Annotated in this window: 17 protein-coding genes; 9 read left to right on the top strand and 8 right to left on the bottom strand. The window is 73.6% G+C overall.

Features of this window, described 5'->3' with window-relative positions; genetic code table 11:
- Nucleotides 1–10: 10 nt before the first annotated feature.
- Genes ABZ370_RS27130 through ABZ370_RS27115 form a run of 4 tightly spaced genes read right to left on the bottom strand, consistent with a single transcriptional unit; the run spans nucleotide 11 to nucleotide 4,374 of the window.
- The gene (locus ABZ370_RS27130) at nucleotides 11–721 is read right to left on the bottom strand and encodes a hypothetical protein (RefSeq protein WP_358625703.1); all 711 of its coding nucleotides are present in this window, start codon (nucleotides 719–721) and stop codon (nucleotides 11–13) included.
- 57 nt (nucleotides 722–778) lie between these two features.
- Nucleotides 779–2,215 carry a gluconate:H+ symporter gene (locus tag ABZ370_RS27125; RefSeq protein ID WP_358625701.1) on the bottom strand — a complete coding sequence of 479 codons (1,437 nt, stop codon included), beginning with the start codon at nucleotides 2,213–2,215 and terminating at the stop codon, nucleotides 779–781.
- 43 nt (nucleotides 2,216–2,258) lie between these two features.
- Entirely contained in the window at nucleotides 2,259–3,536 is a 1,278-nt protein-coding gene (locus ABZ370_RS27120) for an MFS transporter (protein WP_358625699.1), read from the bottom strand.
- 46 nt (nucleotides 3,537–3,582) lie between these two features.
- Nucleotides 3,583–4,374: a GntR family transcriptional regulator gene (locus ABZ370_RS27115; RefSeq protein WP_358625697.1), complete on the bottom strand. Its 792-nt coding sequence runs from the start codon at nucleotides 4,372–4,374 to the stop codon at nucleotides 3,583–3,585.
- A gap of 66 nt (nucleotides 4,375–4,440) precedes the next feature.
- On the opposite strand from ABZ370_RS27115, the gene ABZ370_RS27110 reads away from it, so the two are divergent.
- Nucleotides 4,441–5,325, top strand: a complete 885-nt coding sequence (locus tag ABZ370_RS27110) for an amidohydrolase family protein (protein ID WP_358625875.1) — start codon at nucleotides 4,441–4,443, stop codon at nucleotides 5,323–5,325.
- A 9-nt stretch (nucleotides 5,326–5,334) separates the two neighbouring features.
- Nucleotides 5,335–6,084 carry a Sir2 family NAD-dependent protein deacetylase gene (locus ABZ370_RS27105; RefSeq protein WP_358625696.1) on the top strand — a complete coding sequence of 250 codons (750 nt, stop codon included), beginning with the start codon at nucleotides 5,335–5,337 and terminating at the stop codon, nucleotides 6,082–6,084.
- Between the two features lie 28 nt (nucleotides 6,085–6,112).
- On the opposite strand, the gene ABZ370_RS27100 is transcribed toward ABZ370_RS27105, so the two are convergent.
- Together ABZ370_RS27100 and ABZ370_RS27095 are read right to left on the bottom strand one after the other, a co-directional pair.
- Nucleotides 6,113–6,607 (bottom strand): methylated-DNA--[protein]-cysteine S-methyltransferase, encoded by a 495-nt coding sequence (locus ABZ370_RS27100; RefSeq protein WP_358625695.1) that lies wholly within the window; start codon nucleotides 6,605–6,607, stop codon nucleotides 6,113–6,115.
- A 26-nt stretch (nucleotides 6,608–6,633) separates the two neighbouring features.
- Complete coding sequence (locus ABZ370_RS27095; RefSeq protein WP_358625694.1) at nucleotides 6,634–8,106, bottom strand: AlkA N-terminal domain-containing protein; 1,473 nt, start codon at nucleotides 8,104–8,106, stop codon at nucleotides 6,634–6,636.
- Between the two features lie 152 nt (nucleotides 8,107–8,258).
- On the opposite strand from ABZ370_RS27095, the gene ABZ370_RS27090 reads away from it, so the two are divergent.
- The 7 genes from ABZ370_RS27090 (at nucleotide 8,259) to ABZ370_RS27060 (ending at nucleotide 18,073) form a co-directional block, all read left to right on the top strand.
- Entirely contained in the window at nucleotides 8,259–8,678 is a 420-nt protein-coding gene (locus tag ABZ370_RS27090; RefSeq protein ID WP_358625692.1) for a CU044_2847 family protein, read from the top strand.
- 45 nt (nucleotides 8,679–8,723) lie between these two features.
- On the top strand, nucleotides 8,724–10,910 hold the full coding sequence (locus tag ABZ370_RS27085; RefSeq protein WP_358625690.1) for a trypsin-like peptidase domain-containing protein: 2,187 nt from the start codon (nucleotides 8,724–8,726) through the stop codon (nucleotides 10,908–10,910).
- Between the two features lie 54 nt (nucleotides 10,911–10,964).
- Entirely contained in the window at nucleotides 10,965–11,951 is a 987-nt protein-coding gene (locus ABZ370_RS27080; protein ID WP_358625688.1) for a MoxR family ATPase, read from the top strand.
- A gap of 3 nt (nucleotides 11,952–11,954) precedes the next feature.
- Entirely contained in the window at nucleotides 11,955–16,073 is a 4,119-nt protein-coding gene (locus ABZ370_RS27075) for an SAV_2336 N-terminal domain-related protein (RefSeq protein ID WP_358625686.1), read from the top strand.
- 30 nt (nucleotides 16,074–16,103) lie between these two features.
- Nucleotides 16,104–17,039, top strand: a complete 936-nt coding sequence (gene hemC / locus ABZ370_RS27070) for a hydroxymethylbilane synthase (RefSeq protein WP_358625684.1) — start codon at nucleotides 16,104–16,106, stop codon at nucleotides 17,037–17,039.
- A gap of 49 nt (nucleotides 17,040–17,088) precedes the next feature.
- Entirely contained in the window at nucleotides 17,089–17,334 is a 246-nt protein-coding gene (locus ABZ370_RS27065) for a hypothetical protein (RefSeq protein WP_358625682.1), read from the top strand.
- Between the two features lie 226 nt (nucleotides 17,335–17,560).
- The gene (locus ABZ370_RS27060; protein WP_358625680.1) at nucleotides 17,561–18,073 is read left to right on the top strand and encodes a hypothetical protein; all 513 of its coding nucleotides are present in this window, start codon (nucleotides 17,561–17,563) and stop codon (nucleotides 18,071–18,073) included.
- A gap of 50 nt (nucleotides 18,074–18,123) precedes the next feature.
- Here ABZ370_RS27060 and ABZ370_RS27055 read toward each other — a convergent pair whose 3' ends face one another.
- Complete coding sequence (locus ABZ370_RS27055) at nucleotides 18,124–19,539, bottom strand: NAD(P)/FAD-dependent oxidoreductase (RefSeq protein WP_358625678.1); 1,416 nt, start codon at nucleotides 19,537–19,539, stop codon at nucleotides 18,124–18,126.
- A gap of 80 nt (nucleotides 19,540–19,619) precedes the next feature.
- Nucleotides 19,620–20,447: an inositol monophosphatase family protein gene (locus ABZ370_RS27050; RefSeq protein WP_358625676.1), complete on the bottom strand. Its 828-nt coding sequence runs from the start codon at nucleotides 20,445–20,447 to the stop codon at nucleotides 19,620–19,622.
- Nucleotides 20,448–20,481: the final 34 nt, after the last annotated feature.

Genomic DNA, 20,481 nt, shown 5'->3' with positions numbered 1-20,481 from the left:
AGGACTGGCCCTAGGACTGGCTCGCGGTGTCCCACTGGCTGCCCAGCCAGCCGTCATGGCTGCCGAGGAGGGCGACGAGCGCGGCGAGGACGCGGTCGTCCCACCAGTCCGCGAGCACCTCCAGTTCGAAGGCGCTGCCGGAGCCGCTCTGGAAGTCGAGGACGACCCGGTTGTCGGCGCGCCACTTCGTGCGGCGCGGGGTGCGGGCGATGTCGCCGCCGCCGAGGATGCTGGCGACCGCGATGGCCAGCTGGACGGGCGAGATCAGCCACCACATGAACCACCAGAAGGCCCGCCCCTTCAGCCCGACCGCGGGTGGCGCGCCGGCCTGCTGGACGGTCCAGCGGGTGCGGACCCGGCCGCCCTTCAGGGCCGGTTCGCGGGTGATGAGCGCGAGGGGTTCACCCGCGCCGCCCAGCACCTCGTAGGTGGCCGGACCGCTCTTGACCGCCGACTTGGTGACCACGTGCGCGAAGACCTGGGCGCGGTGCGGGTCGGCCCAGAGGGTGAAGGCGCGGGTGCCGTCCTTGCGGGCGGCGCGGTAGGCGTCGAGGCCGCCGCCGGGCGGGTCGCGGCGCTCGGGGAAGGCGAGGGGAGGGAGGACGCCGTCGGGCCCGGGGGTGCCGTCGGAGACCCGTATTCGCCAGGTGACGCGCCCGTCCTGCGGCGGTTGTTCGTTTTTGCCCAGCGTCTGTCCGCTGAGCCATAGGAACCGGCCCATTCCTCGCACTCTCCCCGTCATGCCATGTCTGACCTGGTGCGGAGCGGACTTTACCGGTCAGGCGAAGGCGGACAGCAGCAGGGTCATCCCGAGGCCGAGCACGCTCACCAGCGTCTGCACCGTGGTCTGGGTCTTCGCGGCCTGCGTCAGGTTCATGCCGAAGGATTCCTTGACCAGCCAGAATCCGGCGTGGTTGACGTAGTTCAGGCCGAGCGAGCCCGAACCGATGGCGACCACGAGGAGGGACGCCTCCAGGCCACCGCCCGTGCCGATCAGCGGCGCGACGATGCCGGTGGCGGAGACGATGCCGACCGTGGCCGACCCGGTGGTGAGGGACAGCAGCAGGGCGACCAGCCAGCCCAGGACGATCAGGTTCATATGGGCCCCCTCGGCCGCCGACGCGATGGCGTCGCCGATGCCGGAGTCCTGGAGGACCTGATTGAACGCGCCGCCGCCACCGATGATGAGCAGGATGGACGCGACGGACTGCAGACTGCCCGTCATGGAGCGGCGGGTCTCCTCACCCTCGCCGTTGCCGCTCAGGACGGTCACGCCCAGGGCGAAGAGGAATCCGGCGAGCATCGCGATGAGGGGTTCGCCGAGGAAGGTGAGCGCGGAGCGCAGCTGACTGGATTCGTCCAGCGTGGTCTCGGCGAGGGTGCGCAGCAGCATGAGGACGACGGGGACGAGGACGGCGCACATGGCGAGGCCGGTGGGCACCTGCGAGCGGGTCCCGGTGTCGTCCGTCCGGCGCTGAGCGCCGGGACCGTCGGGGAGCGAAGCGGCAGTCGGCTGCCGCGCGGGGCCGGTGAACTGGGCCACCAGCTCGGCGTCCGGGCGGACATCGGCCAGCCGGGGCGCGATCCACCGGGCGTAGACGGGACCGGCCAGCACGATGGTGGGGATGGCGCAGATGACGCCGACCAGGAGGGTGAGGCCGAGGTCGGCGTGGAGGCCGGTCATGGCCGTCAGCGGGCCCGGGTGGGGCGGCAGCATGCCGTGCAGCGTCGAGAGCGCCGCGATGGCGGGCACGCCCAGCAGGACGTACGGAGACCCCTTCGTGCCGCCCTGAGCCTCCAGCCTGCGCGCCACGCTGAAGATCAGTGGCAGCAGCACGATCAGACCGACCTCGAAGAACATCGGCACGCCGATGACGAACGCGGCGCCCGCGACGAACCACGGCAGCCGTCGTGTCCCGGCCCGGTCGACGATGGCGTGGGCGATGGCGTCGGTCGCGCCCGAGTCGGAGAGCAGACGGCCGAGCATGGCGCCCAGCGCCAGCGTGATACCGACGTCGCCCAGGGTGCCGCCGGCGCCCTCCTCGATGGAGGACGCCAGTTTGGCGACCGGTTCACCGGCCGCGAGGCCCGTGCCGACGGTGACGACGATCAGCGCGACGAACGGATGTATGCGAAGGCGGGAGTTGATCAGGATGATCAGCGCCGCTATCGCCGCGGTCAGGATGAGCAGCAGTGACCAGGCGTGCGGGGTCATACGGAGGTGCCTTTCGGGTTCCGGCTGTGCCGAACGGACTTGTTCAGCGGGCTGAGGCGGCTGAGACGAAGGAGGGCGCGGGGGTGTCGTCCGCGGAGGTGTCGAGTTCCTGGTGCGCGGTCTCGGGGAGGAGCGCCACGGCGATGACGGCGATGCCGTACGCGCTGCCCGCGAACAGGCCGATGCTGGCGCCCATCCCGAGCTTGTCGCTGAGGAAGCCGACGAAGGCGGGGAACGCCGCCGCGACGATGCGGCCGAAGTTGTAGCAGAAGCCCTGCCCGGTGCCCCGCACCGCGGTCGGGTACAGCTCGGCGAAGAGCGATCCGAGACCGGCGGGGATGCCCGCGGAGAAGAAGCCGAGCGGGATGCCGAGGAAGAACATCTGGGTGTCGCTGATCGGCAGGAACAGGTAGGCCACGACCGAGGCCAGGCACATCACCGCGAAGAACACGATGTTCTTCCGGCGCCCGATCCGGTCGGCCAGGACTCCCGAGGTGAGGTAGCCGAGGAACGCGGCGGCGATGAACGCCGCCAGATTGCCGCTGGTCTCCAGCACCGACAGGCCGTGGGTGGTGCGGAGGTAGGTCGGCAGGAAGGTGGTCAGCGCGTAGTAGCCGCCGTGGCTGCCGAGGCCCAGCAGAGCGCCGAGCAGGGTCACCCGCAGCAGGTCCGGCTTGAAGATCCGCAGCAGTGACACCCGGTTCCCGGCCCTGGCGGCCCGCTGCCGGTAGAGCGGCGGGTCGGTGACCTTGCGGCGGATGGCGATGACCAGGACGGCGGGCAGCGCGCCGAGCCAGAACATCGTCCGCCAGGCCCACTCCTCCGGGAACAGGCTGAACAGGACGGTGTACGTCGCCAGGGCGAGGCCCCAGCCCAGCGCCCATCCGCTCTGTACGGCCCCCAGCGCCCGGCCGCGGTGGCGGGTCCCCATGTACTCGCTGACGAGGACGGCTCCCGCCGCCCACTCGCCACCGAAGCCGAAGCCCTGAACGCTGCGCAACACCATCAGCTGGGAGTAGTCGGCGGTGAAGCCGATGAGGACCGTGGCGACCGAGTACACGACGATCGTCCACCGCAGCACCCGGACCCGCCCGTAGCGGTCGGAGGCCCAGCCCGCGAGCCAGCCGCCCACGGCCGTGAAGAGGAGGGTGACGGAGGCGAGAGTGCCCGCGGCTCCGGTGCTCAGATGCCAGGTGGCCAGCAGCGTCGGCAGGACGAGCCCGAACATCTGGGCATCGGCGGCTTCGAGCGTCCAGCCGCCGAAGGCGGCCCAGAACGCTCGTTTCTGCGGTGTGTCGGTGTCCCGGTACCAGGCAAACATGACGCGGCTCTCTTCGTGGTGCGGGGGGAGTCGGCGGGAAGCGGGGTCAGCGGATGTCGATGCGATAGCGGAAGGTGTGCGCGGACCCGCGCGAGCGGCGGTACTCCAGCGGCCGGGCGTCATGGGAGCGGGCGACGCGTTCGACCACGGCCACCGGCTCGGAGCGTCCGCAGCCGAGGAGCAGGGCGTCGGCCGCCGTGACCGCCTCGATGGTCAGCTCCTCCGTGGCGGCCGCGACGATCTGCCCGCAGTGGCGTTCGTACGTGGGATACAGCAGGTCGCCGAGGTCGTCGGTGCCGATGCGCTCAAGCGGCTCGAACAGGGGAAGCGGAAGCCAGATGTCCTCGACGAGGACGGGCCGCTCGTCGTAGAGCCGCAGCCGGTGGAAGTGCAGCACCTCGCTACCGGCGGTGATGTCGAGGGCGGACGCGATGGCCGGGGTGCTCACCTGCCGGGCGGCGGAGAGGATGCGGCTCCGCGGAAAGCCGCTCCCCGCGGTCCCGAACCGGAAGAAGCGGAAGAGGGACGCGTCCAGGGATGCCCTCCGGACGAACGTCCCGGTGCCCTGGCGCCGCTCCAGCAGCCCCTCGTCCACGAGGTCGCGGAACACCCGCCGCATGGTCCCCAGGGACACCCCGTAGTACTCGACCAGGGCGGACTCGGCGGGCAGCGGCTCGGCGGGCGACCACTCCCCGGAGCGGACGCGTTCGGCGATCACCTCCCGGAGCCGGGCGTGCAGCGGCAGACGGGGGTCGGTCCCGGCGAGGGCGGCCGCGCCGGGGCTCTCCGGCGTGGGCGGGACGGGCTGCACAGGCTGCGTCGGCTGTGTGGGCTGCATGGCGAGAAAGCATGGTCTCGATTCCTGCTGACGTCTAGTCCTTCATAGGACTATTCTCGGTTCGTGATGTTCACCGAGACCCGGCTGCCGCCCGCGGCCGTCGACACCCACGCCCACGTCTTCACGCGCGGTCTGCGGCTGGCGGACGAGCGGCGGTACAGCCCGGACTACGACGCCACGGTGAACGCCTACGTGTCACTGCTGGACGCGCATGGTCTCGCGGCCGGGGTTCTGGTGCAGCCGAGCTTCCTCGGAACGGACAACTCCCACCTGCTGGACGCCCTCGGCCGGGCGCCGGAACGGCTCCGCGGCGTGGCCGTCGTCGGCCCCCGGACGCCGGGGGACGAACTCGACCGGCTCGCGGAGGCGGGCGTCTGCGGAATCCGCCTCAATCTGATCGGCCGTCCGGTGCCCCCGCTGGGCGACGGCCCCTGGCCGCGACTCGCCCGCGAACTCGCCGCACGCGGGCTCCACTTGGAGGTGCAGGCGCGCGAGCGGCAGTGGGAGGAGCTGGCACCGTGGCTCCTCCGCTGGCCCGGCGCGGTGGTCGTCGACCATCTGGGGCTGCCCGCGACCCCGTCGCTCCGCTACCCCGGCTCCGACGCGCTCTCCCGTCTGCTCACCGCGCCGCATGTGTGGGTGAAGGCGGCCGCGCCGTACCGTTCGGCGCCGGGAGCGGCCACGGCGATGCTGCGAAGCCTGCTGGGTGCGGGCGGAGTCGAGCGGATGGTGTGGGGCAGCGACTGGCCCTGGACCCTGCATGAGGAAGGCCGCGTCTACGGCACCACCCTGACCTGGCTCACCGCGGAGCTCGGCGCCGCCGAAACCCGGCGCGTCCTGTGCGCCAACCCGGCCCGGCTGCTCGGCTGGACAGCGTCCGCCGCGACGACGGCCGAGGGCGTGCGGCACGACGTGCGGCAGGGGGAAACCACGACCGCACGGCGGGCGTAGGCTCGCCGCATGAGCAGCGAGACGACGCGTCGGCCCCTCGTCGCGATCCTCAGCGGGGCGGGTATCTCGACGGATTCCGGAATCCCCGACTACCGCGGCCCGCAGGGGCTGTGGCGGCGCGATCCCGACGCCGAGAAGCTCGTGACGTACGACTACTACATGACCGACCCGGACATCCGGCGCCGCTCCTGGCAGATGCGCCGGGAGAGCAAGGCGCTGCACGCCCGGCCGAACGGCGCGCACGAGGCCGTGGCGCGGCTGGAGCGGTCGGGGGTCCCGGTGCGCGTGATCACGCAGAACGTGGACGGGCTGCACCAGTTGGCCGGGATGTCTGAGCGCAAGGTGCTCGAACTGCACGGCACCGCGCGCGTCGTGGAGTGCACCCACTGCGAGGAGCGCTCCGGGATGGACGAGGCGCTGGAGCGGGTCGTGGCCGGTGAGGCGGACCCGGCGTGCCGGGAGTGCGGCGGAATCCTGAAGTCCGCGACGGTGATGTTCGGGCAGGGTCTTGACCCGGAGGTGCTGACCGAGGCGGTCGCGGTGGCGCGGGCGTGCCAGGTCTTCATCGCGGTCGGCACCAGCCTCCAGGTGCAGCCCGCGGCGTCGCTCGCCGGGATGGCCGCCGAGTCCGGCGCCCGGCTGATCATCGTCAACGCCGAGCCGACGCCGTACGACGCGCTTGCGGACGAGGTCGTCCGCGAGCCCATCGGTACGGCGCTGCCCGCGCTGCTGGAGCGGATCGCCGCCGAGGGCGGCTGACGTCGGCGCGCCACCGAGGCGGCTGACCTCAGCGGTTTCCGGCGCGGCTCTCGAAGTCCAGCAGCCGCCGCTTGCGGTCGAGGCCGCCGCCGTAGCCGGTGAGGCTTCCGGTGGAGCCGACGACGCGGTGGCAGGGGACGATGATGCCGACCGGGTTCTTGCCGTTGGCCAGCCCCACGGCGCGGGAGGCGGTGGGGCGCCCGATGCGGTCGGCGAGCTGTCCGTACGTCCACGTCTCGCCGTACGGGATGCGCCGCAGCTCGTCCCAGACGCGGCGCTGGAACGGTGTCCCGTCGAGCTGGAGCGGCAGGTCGAACGCGGTCAGCTCCCCCGCGAAGTAGGCGCCGAGCTGGCGGATGGCCCCGGCGAAGGGCTCCTCGCCGGGGTCGCCGGGGGCGCCGAAGGTCTCCTCGGGCGGGCGATGGCGCTGTTCGGTCATGTAGAGCCCGGACAGCCCGGCGCCGGTGGCCACCAGGGTGAGCGGACCGTACGGGCTGTCGACGGTGGTGTGGGTGCGGGTCACGGGTGGATTCTCCTGGTTCGGACCGCTCACGCGGGGAGGCGGTTGATGGCGTGGGCTCCGTCGTTGGCCCAGAGGTACTGGACGGCGTACGCGCGCCAGGGGCGCCAGTGGGCGGAGTGGCGGGTGAGGGCGCCGGGGGTGGTGGGCAGGCCCAGGTCGGCGGCGGCCTTGCGGACGCCGAGGTCGGTGGCGACGAACGCGTCCGGGTCGCCGAGGCCGCGCATCGCGATGAGTTCGACGGTCCAGGGTCCGAGCCCGGGCAGGGCGGCGAGGCCCGCCCTGGCCTCGTCCCAGTCGCTGCCGACGCCGAGCCCGACCCGCTCCTCGGCGAGCGCGCCGATCAGCCCGGTGAGGGTGGCGCGGCGGGTGCGGGGCATGGCCAGGGCCTCGGGGTCCAGTCCGGCGAGGGCCCGGGCGGTGGGGAAGAGGTGGGTGAGGCCGCCGCCGGGGTCGGCGACCGGGTCGCCGTGCGCGGTGACCAGCCGGGCCGCGAGGGTGCGGGCCGCGGCCGTGGACACCTGCTGCCCGAGGACCGCGCGCACGGCGAACTCCTCGGCGTCCACCGACCGCGGCACCCGCCGCCCCGGCGCCTTGTCGACCAGCGGTTCCAGCCGGTGGTCGGTGCGCAGCAGGTCGTCCACGGCGGCCGGGTCGGCGTCCAGGTCGAGCAGCCGACGGCAGCGGCTGATCGCCCCGGACAGGTCCCGCAGGTCGGCCAGGGACAGCTGGCAGGCGATGTGGTCGGGGCGGGGGCTGAGGGCGACGACGCCGGGCCCGTACGGCAGCCGCAGGGTGCGCCGGTACGTGCCGTCGCGCCACTCCTCCACCCCGGGGACGGCGGTGGCGGCGAGGTGGCCGAAAAGGTTGTCCGGGCACAGCGGCGCCCGGAACGGCAGCCGCAGCGTCAGCGCCCCCGGCACGGCGGGCCCGGGCTGCTTCCGGGCGCGCTCGCGCAGTTCGGTCGGGGAGAGCGCGAAGACCTCCCGTACGGTCTCGTTGAACGCCCGGATGCTGGCGAATCCGGCCGCGAACGCGACGTCCGCCATCGGCAGCCCGCTGGTCTCGATCAGCAGCCGCGCGGTCTGCGCCCGCTGCGCCCGGGCCAGCGCGAGCGGCCCGGCGCCCAGTTCGGCCAGCAGCTGCCGCTCGATCTGCCGGGTGCTGTAGCCGAGCCGTCCGGCCAGCCCCGGCACGCCCTCCCGGTCGACCACTCCGTCGGCGATCAGCCGCATGGCGCGGGCCACGAGGTCGGCCCGCTCGTTCCACTGCGGCGACCCGGGGCTGGCGTCGGGGCGGCACCGCTTGCAGGCCCGGAATCCGGCCTGCTGGGCGGCCGCGGCGCTCGGGTAGAAGCGCATGTTCTCGGGCTTCGGACCGACGACCGGGCAGCTCGGACGGCAGTAGATGCGGGTGGTGACGACGGCGATGAAGAACCATCCGTCGAAGCGGGCGTCCTTGGCCCGCGCGGCCCTGAGGCACCGGTCGGTATCGGTGTACATGGCTCCAGCATCGGCCACCGCGGGCCGCCGGGCTCGCGGGAATCCGACATCGACCTCCGGGCGCCGCCCGCCCCGTCGCAACCGGCTTCCCGTTCCGGGGATTTTGCGACGAAAGAGCAGACCGGAGGCCTGGTGATCGGCATGATGAAGACGTGACGGAACACCGAGAGATACCTCTGGCAGACGGCACCTCCGTACGGCTGGAACTCGCCCCCGTGGGGGACGCCCCGCTCACGGACGCCTACGGCGGTGTGGGGGGCGTCGGAGGCGTGGGGGGCGTGACCCCGGTGGGGCGCGGCACGCGGGCCGCGGCCGCGCTCGCGGACGCCGGTCTCGGCGTCGTGCTCCAGGGGCTGGGCTCGGTGCTCCAGGACGTGCACGACGCGGTCCGCTCAACGCCCCGGCCGCCGCAGGAGTTCACCGTCCAGTTCGGGGTGCAGGTGGGCCAGGACCTCAAGCTCGGCATCGTGGGGGCGAACGGGAACGCCAGCCTCACCATTTCGGCCACCTGGCGGCCGGAGGAGCGGACACCGCCGCGGCCCTCCGACCCCGACCCCGACCCCGCGGGCTGAGCCATGGGCTGGTTCCACCCCCGCGGGTCCGCGCCACGGCCCGCCGTGTCCATCCTGGCCAAGACGGACGGACGAGTGGCGGGCGCGGGGGTCCTGCTGCCCCAGCGGCACCTGCTGACCTGCGCCCATGTCGTCAACAGCGCCCTCGGCAAGGACATGCTGGCCCCGGATCACCCGGGAGCGATCGCCCTCTCGGTGGAGATCCACGGAGCGGAGCACACCGTCGAGGCCTCCGCCGAGCTGACGGCCTGGATTCCGCCCCGCACGGACGACGGCGGCCTGGGCGCCTTCGAGTGGAACGGCGACCTCGCCGTCCTGCGGCTGGCCGGAGCCCCGGCGGCGCCCGCGTTCGAGCCGCCGCCCTGGCACCCCATGGCCCGGCGGCAGTCCGTCCGCGCCTGGCACGGCAGCGGCGAGCCCGGGGTCTTCGCCGACGCCGAAGTGAGCGAATGCGACGGGCGGTTCGGCTACTTCGACGGAGCCGAGCGCGCCCTGGACATCGAACCCGCCTACAGCGGCGGCCCCCTGTGGTCGTACGAAGAGAGCGCCATCGTCGGGCTCGTGACGGCGAAGCTGCGCATCCGGGGCGAGGTGCGGCGGGCCTGGGGCATCCCCTGGCAGCGCGTCACGCGGGAGTTGCGGCGAGCCGGAGTGGACCACCTCCTTCCGCCTCCCGACGAGGACGTGCGCGACCACCCGGTCTACCCGGAGCTGACCGCCCTGCTGGACGGGGAGCTGTCGCTGTCCGACGGCTGGGTGCGGTGCTGCCGCGCGGTCGCCCGCCAGTGCGGCCTGGACCACCGCGCGGACGGCGCGCCGTCCGCCGACGAGTTCGCCCGGCTGCTGCTCAGCCGAGAGCGCGCCCTCCCGGCGCTGGTCGAGGCCGTGCGCCCGGCGGCGGGGCCGATCGCCGACGACCTCCTCGCCCTGGGGCGCCGCCACGGTCTGCCCAAGCTGCTCACGCCGGGCGAGTACGAGCGGCTGCTGCGGCAGCTGCGCGCCCTGCCCCCGGCCTCGGCCGCCGGTGTCCCCGGGGCCGTACGGGCGGCGCTGTCGCTGGCGGCCCTGCCCGGCGCGCTGCTGGCCGGATTCGGCGGCGGCGAAGCGTGCGGTGACGGCGGTCGCGAGGGCGGTCGCGATGGCGAGGGCGAGGGCGATGGCGATGGCGATGGCGGGCGCTTCGAAGCGCTGATCGCCCATCTGGAGGGTCTGTACGGCGACAGCTCGCCCATCGACGACGAGCGTGCGGCCGCCGTCCCGGGGCTGCTGCGCGCCGTGGAGTTCGTGGCCGCGGGCTGCTGCCCGACGGCGGCGCTCCGCGCCGAGCTGTGGCAGTGGAGCGCGGCCGTGGCCCGCCGACTCGGCGTCCATGAAGCGGCGTTGCGGGATCGCCGCCACGACGCGCGGCAGTGGGCCCGGGGCGCGTCCCGGGGCTCCGCCCCGCCCCGGGTCGTCGCGAAGCTGTCGTCCTGCGGGCCCGCGCCGGGCGGCGCGGCCGTATCGGACCCGGACGGGCCGGAGCGCTACCGGCTGCGGCTGTGGTGCGACGACGGGGGCGGGCTGCGCCAGGTCTCGGACGACAGCGAACGGCCGCGCGGCGCGGAGGAGGTGGCCCAGGAGATCCTGGACGCGGTCGGCTCGCTGCGCCGCCCGGACCCGGCGGGCCCGCGCTTCGTCATCGAACTGGTCGTGGACCGGGACACCCTGGAGGTGCCCGCCGACTCCTGGAAACCGGCCGGGGCCCGGACGCTGCTCCCCGTCCCGCTCGGCGCGCCGTATCCGCTGGTCGTCAACTGCCCCGAGCTGCGGGAGCTGAGCGGCGAGGCGATGCTGGACCAGTGGCGGGAGCGCTGGGCCCGGCTGGACGCCGAGGAGCCCGTGCACATCGACGACGCCTCGGCCCCCGACCCGGAGGCGGTGTGCGGTCTGCTGATGGAGCGGCTCACCGCCCATGTCACGGTCGACGTCGCGGCCCACCGGCGGGCGGGGGTCGTCCAGATGTGTCTGGCGGCGGGCGTTCCGGTCGTCCTGTGGGACCGCAGCGGGCAGCCGGGGTCACCGGCCGTGCGGCACGCGACCGAGGTGACGGCGCGTGAACTGCCGGAGGCGATACGGACCTACCGCACGAAGACCCTGCAGCGACCGGCCGAGTACACCGGGCGGCCGGTCCTCGCGTGGGCCGACGCCGGGCGGGCACTGCCCCGGCTGGACCTCGTGGACCCCACGGAATGAGCCCACGAAATGAGCCTGCGGAACGAGCCCGCGGAACGAAAGGAAGATTCCCCGATGAACGCAAGGGAACAGCACGAACAGCACGGCGGCTGGCGGCTGTTCCGGGGGGACGGCGTACCCCGGCAGGTGGAGATGCCGCCCGCCCCGCCGTGGCGCCGCTTCGGCAGCGGCCCGGACGCCCCGGACCAGACGGCCTCCGGTTCCGGCGGGCCGTCGCCGTATCTGATCTCGCCCGAACACGCGGACGTGGTCAACGCGGCCCTGCATCTGCGCCGTCCGCTGCTCGTCACCGGCAGCCCGGGCACCGGCAAGTCGTCCCTCGCGCGGGCGGTCGCGCACGAGCTGGGGCTGGGTGAGGTGCTGCGCTGGCCGGTCAACAGCCGTTCCACCGTTCAGGACGCGCTCTACCGTTACGACGCGATCGGGCGGCTGCGCGAGACGACCCTCATGCGGGACCGCGGCGAGGCCGAACCCGACATCGGCAGCTTCGTACGGCTCGGCCCGCTGGGCACCGCGCTGGTGCCGGGCGAACGGCCCCGGGCGCTACTCGTCGACGAACTCGACAAGGGCGATGTCGATCTGCCGAACGACCTGCTGACCGTGTTCGAGGAGGGCGAGTTCGAGATCCCCGAGCTGGCCCGGCTGCCGGAGGAACAGTCGGTGGTGGAGGTGCTCACCGAGCGCGCGGGCGAACGGGCCACGGTCCGCCGGGGACGGCTGGCGTGCGAGGAGTTCCCCGTCGTGGTGATCACCAGCAACGGCGAGCGCGACTTCCCGCCCGCCTTCCTGCGCCGCTGCGTACGGCTGGAGCTGCCCACCCCCGACGAGGAGCGGCTGCGGGCGATCGTCACCGCGCATCTGGGCGAGGAGGCGCTCGAAGAGGTCGATCAGCTGCTGGAGGCCTTCCTGCGTCGGCGCGCGGCGCGCGAGCTGGCCACCGATCAGCTGCTGAACGCCGTGTTCCTGCGGTCGGGCGGGGTGGATGTGACGGCGCAGGGGCTGCTGGAAGCGGTGCTGCACCGGCTGGGCGGGGCGGTGTGACCCATGGCCGGAGGGGGTGACTGCGCCGGACGGCTGGAACGGCTGGACGAGGCCATCACAGTCCTCGCGTCCGGCGGCGTGTACCTGTCGCGGGAGGAGCTGCTCGACGCCCTCTGGCTGGCCGGGCGGCTACCCGAGCACGACGCGGCGGGGGCGCCCCTGGAGCGCGCGGCGACCCGCGACGGCGCGGCCCTGCCCGACGCGCGCCCCGGGCCCACCCGACCCGCCGCCCCGGCCGCGCCCGTAGAACAGCCCGCCCCCGGACAGGCCCCCCAGCCGACCGCCCCGCCCCCGCCGCAGAAGCGAGAAGCACCCCCGCTCCCCGTCCCGGCAAGCCAGGACCGTGACCGTCGCCCCGCCGACCACGCCCCGCGCGGCCTCTACGGCGGAGGCCACGCCCCCGGCGGGCCCGGCACCGGCGCCGAGTCGTCCGGCGCGCGGCGCGGGCTGCCGCTGCGCGTGCCCGAGGACAAGGCGCTGCACCAGGAGCTCTCCATCGGCCGCGCCCTGCGCCCGCTCAAACAGCACCGCCCCAATCCGCTCAAGCGGGAGTTCGACGAGGTCGCCACCGCGGCGGCGCTCGCCGAGACCGGTCTGCCGGACGTGGTCACCCGCCCGGCCCGGGAGCGCTGGCTCGACCTCGCGCTCGTCGTCGACGACGGCACGTCGATGCTGCTGTGGCGGCGGCTGGCCGTCGAGCTGCGCACGGTGCTGCAGCGCACGGGCGCGTTCCGCGTCGTACGGGTGCTCGGCCTGCACACCCGCGGCGGCGGCGCCCCCGCGCTGCGCACCCGGCCCTACGACCCGGACGCGCCCCACCTCCCCACGACCGCGCTCTCGGACCCGTCCGGGCACACGCTGGTGCTGGTGGTGAGCGACGGAGTGGGGGCCGCGTGGCGCGACGGGCGGATGGGCCGGGTGCTGGCGCGCTGGGCGGGGGTGGGGCCCACCGCGGTGGTGCACGCCCTGCCGCCCCGGCTCTGGGACAGCTCCGGCATCCGGACGCGGCGCTGGCAGGTGCGCACCCGCAGGCCCGGTTCGGCCAACGCGGACTGGGCGGTCGCCGATCCGGTGCTGCCCGCCGCCCTGGCCCATTTCGACGGGGTACCCGTGCCCGTCCTGGAGCCGGAGGCCGGGCCGCTGGCCGACTGGGCCCGGCTGATCGCCTCCGCGAGCGGTACGGCCGTCCTCCCGCTGCTCGCCCCGCCGCGCGGCGCCCCCGCCGCCGCCCGCCCGGCTCCGTCCCCCTCCCCGGCCGCCGAACTGGACCGCGTCCAGCTCTTCCGGGACGCGGCCTCGCCGGAGGCGTACCGCCTGGCGGCCCATCTGTCCGCGGTGGCCCCACTGCCGGTGCCGGTGATGCGGATGGTGCAGAAGGCGGTCGACGGGCGGTCCGACACCGGTCGGCTGGCCGAGGTGTTCCTCGGCGGGCTGATGCGCCCGGTCGAGCCACCTGCCTCGGCGGGCCCGGACCCGCTGCCGCCCGAACACCGGCCCTTCGCCTTCACCGACGCCGCCCAGCGGGCGCTGCTGGGCGCGGTGCCGCTGGCCGAACTGGTCGCGACCAGCCGGACGATCGGCCGCCGTCTGGAGGAACTGGCGGGCCATTCCCCCGACTTCCCCGCCTGGCTGGCCCACCCGGCAGGCACCGACCACCTCCCGCCCGGCGCCCGCCCGTTCAGCACGGTCGAGCGACGGTTGGCGGCCCGCCTGGGCGCGCCGTCGTCGTCCTCGGCGTTCGCGACCAGTGGGGCGGCGCGGCAGTGGCGCCGTCTCGAAGCCGGTGATCCGCGCACGATCGGTCCGTACCGGCTGACGATGGCCGGACCGCCGGGCGTGCAGCTCACGCCCTACCTGGGCCAGGACGCGTACGGCGCGGAGGCCGTCGTCCAGATCACCCACGGTGAGTGGGGACGGCAGGACACCGAGCTGCTGGGCGTGCATGCGGAGGCGCTGCGCCGCATGGACGGCCGCTACGCCCGCCGTCTGGTGCGCGAGGGGCTGTCCGACGACGTTCCGTGGATTGCGGAGGAACCCCTCATCGGGGAGCGGCTGGACCACGTCCTCCGTACCGCCCCCGAGCGCTGGGACGGGCATGCCGCCCTCGCGCTCGCCCGCAAGATCGCGGACGCGGTGCGCTTGAGCGCGGCCGCGGACCTGGTGCACGGCGACCTCAGCATCGGCGCTGTGGAGGTCGCTGGTGAAGACATCTTGCTGACTGGCTGGTCATCGGCCGCTGTCGACGGAGTGGTGTTCCCGGCGTTCCTCATTTCGCCGACGCCCGAGGACGACGTCAGGGCGCTGGGGGACATCCTGCTGTGCCTCGGCGGCGGGGCACAGACGGGGCGGCCCGACCCGGGGCTCTATTTCATGCCGCGCTGGAGCAGCGCCGCATGGGAGCCACTGCGCGCCCTGGTGATGTCATGCCGGGAGAAGCCCGAACGCCACACCGCGCAGCAAGTCTGGGAATTCCTCAGGGGCTTCCGGCCGGAGGCCGCCGAAGCCCCAACGGCCGCGCCCCCTGCCCGCGATCCGCGCCCGGAATCGGACGGCGGCCTGCCGTCGTTCGAGGAGTTCGACAGCTACCGCAGGCTCGGCGGCAGCGGGGGGTACGACGTCTATCTGGCCCGCGCGGTACGGAGGTCCCACGATGTGGTGATCCGCACCGCCCCAGGCGCCCACCGGGAACTGCGGGCCGAGGTGGAGGCGCTGCGGCGGATGTCCGGGCACTACGCGCCACGGTTCATCGCCAGCGCTTGCAATCTCGCCCCGCCCTGGGTCGCGACGGAGTTCGTCACCCTCCCCGACGGCTCCCCGGCCCCCACGCTGACCTCGTTCCTCACCGCGGGTGTGCCCCAGCTGGATCCTGTGCACGCCGCCACCATCGGCCTGCGCCTCGCCGAGGCGGTGAACATGTGCGCGCTCAAGGGCATCGTGCTCCGGAAACTGACGGCGGACAGCGTCCTCGTCGGCCGTACGGTGAAGCTGACCTGCTGGACGGACGCGGCCATCGACGATGTCAACAGCACCCACGCGGACAACGTCTACGCGCTGGGGGTGATTCTCCGCGCCATAGCCGACGCGCAGCCGACGCCTTCGGCTCTCGCGGACGAACAACTGTGGCGCGATCCCCAACTGCTCTCGATCATCGGTGCCTGCCTCAGCGACCGCCCGGGCCGCCGCCCGACAGCGGGCCAGGTGGCGGGCGTCTTCGTGCGGTGCCTGCCGTCCGCGTCCGCCTCCACCATGCCGTACGACGTTCAGTCCGCGGACACCCAACTCCCCGAAGAGACACCAGCCCACTCCCGCCGTCTGACGTCCCGCTTCCGCTTCGGCGGAAAGGCCCAGCGGCAGCGCAAACTGGAGCCGATCCGGACGCCGCTGACGACCAGCCACCGGATCGCGGTGATCAGCCGCCCTGTCGGGGTCGGACGCACCGCCACGACCCTCGCGCTCGGTGCGATCTTCGCGGGCGAACGCCAGGACGGCGTGATCGCGGTCGACACGATCCCCGGCGGTTACGGTCTCACCCGCCGCGTCCAGCACGAGACCGCGCTCACCATCCGTGATCTGGCGCAGAATCCGCTGCTCGACCACCGTCCCGAGCAATTCACCACGCGGAAGCCGTCCGGACTTGAGATCCTCGCGGGAGACCACGACCTGGTAGCTCCGGTCACCAACGGGGAGTACCGACGCGTCATCGAGGCACTGAGCAGCCGCTACTCGATCATCCTCAGCGACTCGGACACCGATGCCGTCCACACCAGCATGCGGAACGTGCTCGACCTCGCCGACCAGCTGATCATCGTCACCTCCCCGTCCGCGGAACGCATCGGCAGCGCGCACCCGACCCTGAGCAGGCTGGCCGAGGAGGGCCACGCCGACCTGGTACGGCACGCCATCACCGTGGTCAGCACGTCGCACGCGACCGGGGACGAGCCGAGCGACGACTTGGTCGAGGGATTCCGGGCCCGCTGCCGTGGCGTAGTGGTCGTACCGTACGACGCCCACGTAGCCGACCTGAGCGAGATCGACCTCAACCAACTCGCCCCGAAGACCCTCGACGCGTACATCGACCTAGCCGCGCTGGTCGCGGAGGGGTTCGCCGGGCCCGGGCAATAGCGGCCACGCGGAGGGCCTATCCTCTACGCCATGTCGTCCGCCGAACTCATCCGCATCGTCTCCCGTTCCTCGCCCATGGCCCTCGCCCAGGTCGAGCGGGTCCGCACCGAACTGGCCGCGCTGCGGCCCGGTATCCGTACGGAGGTCGTGCCGGTCACGACGTCCGGCGACCGGTGGATGGGCGATCTGTCGAAGCTGGGCGGGAAGGGCGCGTTCACCAAGGAGGTGGACGCCGCGCTGCTGGCCGGTGAGGCGGATCTCGCGGTGCACTGCATCAAGGACGTGCCCGCCGACCGGCCGCTGCCCGCGGGCACGGTCTTCGCGGCGTACCTCAAGCGGGACGACCTCCGGGACGCGGTGATCCACCCCGAGGGGCTGACGCTGGACGAGATGCCGGAGGGGACCCGGATCGGCACCTCGTCGGTGCGGCGCGTCGCCCAACTGGCCGTCACCCACCCGCACCTGGAGTGCGTACCGATGCGCGGCAACGCCAACCGGCGGCTGGAGAAGCTGGCGGCGGGCGACTGCGACGCGCTGATGCTGGCCGTCTCGGGGCTGGAGCGGATCGACCGCACGGACGTGATCAGCGAGATCCTTCCCGTGGACACGATGTGCCCGCCCATCGGGGCCGGGGTGCTGGGGCTGCAGTGCCGGGAGGACGACACCACCACGATCGAGGCGGTCGCCGGGCTCGGTGACGCCGATGTGTGGAAGGAGATCACCGCCGAGCGGATGCTGCTGCACGTGCTCCAGGGGCACTGCAACTCCCCCATCGCGGGCTACGCCAAGGCCGAGCGCGACGGGCGGCTGTCGCTGCGCGCCCGGGTGTTCAGCCCGGACGGCAAGACGGTGCTGGACGCGCACGAATGGGCGGGCCCGCTGGACCCGGCCACCCTGGGCACATCGGTCGCGGTGGCCCTGCTGCGACAGGGCGCGCGCGAGGTCATCGACACCATCCCGCACTAGCCCCCGAGGGGTTCGCGGCCAGCAGGTCCATGCCCAGTGGGGTGGGCGTGTGCGGGACCGTGTCGCGGTCGCGTACGGAAGCCAGCGGGCCCGCGTCGCGCAGAATGCGGGCGTGCTCGCCTGCGGTGGCCGGGTGACGCCGGTACGCCGGGCCAGTTCGCTCGTGGTGCAGCCGCCCTCGACCGCCCGCGGAACGGCGGCCCGCCCCCGGCCCAGCGGCGAGCCGAGGGTGTGCCGGGAGGCCGACGGCGCCCCCTGCGGCGGCCACCGGCCGGGGCCGCGCCGCACGGGGTAGACCCACACGGGCGGGAGGGCCGGTCGCCCGGGGTGGCACTCCGTGAAGTGGCCATGCCACGACACACCCGGAAGATCGTCTGATCGACCGAATTTCCTCACTTCACGATCTGGTCTGCTTATTTAGGCGCGGATCGATGGTGATGGCGGACCGGGTCATGACTGGGCAGCCTTGGAGGTGCTTTCCACCTACTCGTACCCATCCGACCTCCGGGAGGAAGACGGACATGACCCCGACGACGAACCAGGCCGAGCAGGGCCCCCGCCGACGCGCCGTGCGACGCACACTCTTCGGCGCCGCCCTCGCGTTCGGCCTGGCGGCCCTCACCCCGCTCACGGCCGAGGCCGCGGCCGTGCAGAGCGCGAGCTACGGCAATCTGCCGAACGAGGGCCTCTACCCCGAGCAGACCCCGTGCTCGGGGCGCTACACCCAGCCCAGAGTGCCCGGCGGGGCGACGAAGACGGCGGTCTACCAGGGGCGCACCATCACCCTCAAGTACTTCTACAGCTCCGGCTGCGGCTCGTTCGCCCGTGTCGAGAACGCGCCGCGGGACTGCGCGGCGCACAGCAACCGGCTCGACAGCTCCAAGATCGTATGGGTGCTGGAGACGGTCGACCCGGGCATCGACTACGCCTACACCAAGGTGGTCAACAACCTCAACGGCCGTCAGAGCAGGGCCGTCCTCATCTGCGACAACCGGACCGTGGCCTCGACCGCCTGGTATAAGACCGCTCCGTAGAACGCCGGTGGACCCGCTCCCCCATGGCGGGTCCCCGCCACCGGCGGCGGCTACCGTCCCCGCAGCCGCCGCCACACCGCGCGGGCCGCGTGGTGGCCCGACATGCCGTGGACGCCGGGGCCCGGCGGGGTGGCGGAGGAGCAGAGGAAGACCGCGGGGTGGGGCGTCGCGTAGGGGACGCGGGCGAGCCGTGGGCGGATGACGGACTGAAGGCCCTCGAAGGCGCCGCAGGCGATGTCGCCGTCGATGTAGTTGGCGTTGCGGGCGGCGAGTTCGGGGGGTCCGGCCGTGGCGCGGGCCAGCACCAGATCGCGGAAGCCGGGGGCGAAGCGGTCGAGTTGGCGCTCGATGGCGTCGGTGAGGTCCCCGGTCCAGCCGCTGGGGGCGTGGCCGTAGACCCAGAAGGTGTGCTTGCCCTCGGGGGCGCGGGTCGGGTCGATCAGGCTGGGCTGGGCGGAGATCAGGAAGGGGACGGCCGGGGGGCGGCCGTCGAACGCGGAGCGCAGGGCGGTGCCGATCTCACCGGCGGTCGGGCCGATGTGGACGGTCCCGGCGCGGCGGGCGTCCGGCGCGGTCCAGGGCATCGGCCCGTCCAGCGCGTAGTCGATCTTGAAGGCGCCGGGCCCGTACCGGTAGCGGCGGTACGCGTTGCCGAGCCCCGCGATCCGGGCCAGGGCGCGCGGCGAGGTGTCGAAGATGTACGCACGGGCCGGGGGCAGCTCGTCGAGCCGCTTGACCTCCGCGCCGGTGTGGATGACGCCGCCCTCTTCGCTCAGGTACGAGCCGAGCGCGTCCGCGATCGACTGCGAGCCGCCGCGCGGGACCGGCCAGCCGACCTCATGGGCCGCGATCGCGAAGATGAGGGCGAGACCGGCGGTGGCGGGGGCGCTGGTGGGCGCGATGGCGTGACCGGCGAGCCCGGCGAGTATGGCCCGCGCCTTCTCGCCGCGGAAGCGGCGGCCGAGGAGCGAGACCGGCTGGACGGCGTTGAGCCCGAAGCGGGCCCAGGTCAGCGGGTCGCGCGCGACCCCGTCCCACTGGGCGCGCAGCACGTCGGGGGCGAAGGTCGACCATTTGCCGAGGTAGGGCGCGAGGAGGCGGCGGTACGCCCCCGCGTCGCGCGGGCCGAGCGACCGGGCGGTCTCGCCGACCGAGCGGGCCAGCACCGCGGCGCTGCCGTCCGGGAAGGGGTGGGCGAGCGGCAGCTCGGGGTGGAGCCACTCCAGGCCGTGCCGCCCGAGCGGCATCCGGTCGAAGGCCGGGGAGCCGATGGCGAGGGGGTGCACGGCGGAGCAGGGGTCGTGCCGGAAGCCGGGCAGGGTGAGCTCTTCGGTGCGGGAGCCGCCACCGATCGCCCCGGCGGCCTCGAAGATCTCCACCGCACAGCCGCGGCGGGCGAGTTCGACCGCCGCGGTCAGCCCGTTCGGCCCGGCACCCACCACTACCGCGTCGAGCATCGACGGCACGTCGGCCTCCTCCTCGTCGCCCCGGAACAGCGTCCTTGAGGACCGGCGTCCTCGAAGATCCGCGAAGATCCGTAAAACAGTCAGCCGGCGGCGGCCAGCAAGCCCAGGATATGCCGTACGGTCGCCTCGTTCCGTGCCGCCGTGAAGGGAAGCGCGTTGCCTCCGGCGATACGGAACGGCTCGTCGGAGAGCGTCGCGCTCGTCCCGCCCGCCTCGGCGACCAGCAGCAGCCCGGCGGCGTGATCCCAGGCGTTCTCCCAGGTGAAGGCGATCGCGTCGAGATGGCCTCGGGCGATGTTCAGATACTCCAGACCCGCCGAGCCGCACGGGCGCGGTGCCACGCCGTCGGTCCGCAGCCCGGACAGGGCGCGCTTCTCCCCCTCGGTGGTGAAGTCGTAGTGGGATATGGCCACTTCGAGCGGCTTGCCGGGCTCCGGGGCACCGGCCCGCAGCGGCTCGCCGTTGAGCACGGCGCCCCGGCCGCGGCGTGCGACGGCCATCAGGTCCTGGGCGGGGGCGTAGGTCCAGGAGGCGAGGAGTTCGCCGTGGTGGGCGAGGGCAACGAGGGTGGAGAAGCCCGGCTCGCCGCGGACGAACTGCCGGGTGCCGTCCACCGGGTCGACGATCCATACGGGCGCGTCGCCGCCGAGGTGGGCCAGGAGTCCGGGATCGGCGTGCACGCCCTCCTCGCCCACCACGACCGACCCGGGCAGCAGCGCGGTGAGCGAGCCGGTGAGGTGCTCCTCGGCCTGCCGGTCGGCGATGGTCACCAGGTCGTGCGGGCCCTTTTTCTCCACGATCTCGTGGGCGGCGAGCTGCCGGTAGCGCGGCATGATCTCCACGGCGGCCGCCGTGCGCACCGCCTGCTCCACCTCGGAGAGATCACTGGCGAGAAAGTCATCGAACATGTGGTCATCGAATCACGCGCCGCCGACATGAGAT

The sequence above is a fragment of the Streptomyces sp. NPDC005962 genome (assembly GCF_040629205.1).
In the GTDB taxonomy this organism is placed as follows: Bacteria; Actinomycetota; Actinomycetes; order Streptomycetales; family Streptomycetaceae; genus Streptomyces.
The sequence above is the reverse complement of the archived record's forward strand: the minus strand, read 5'-3'. Positions and strand labels throughout refer to the sequence as shown.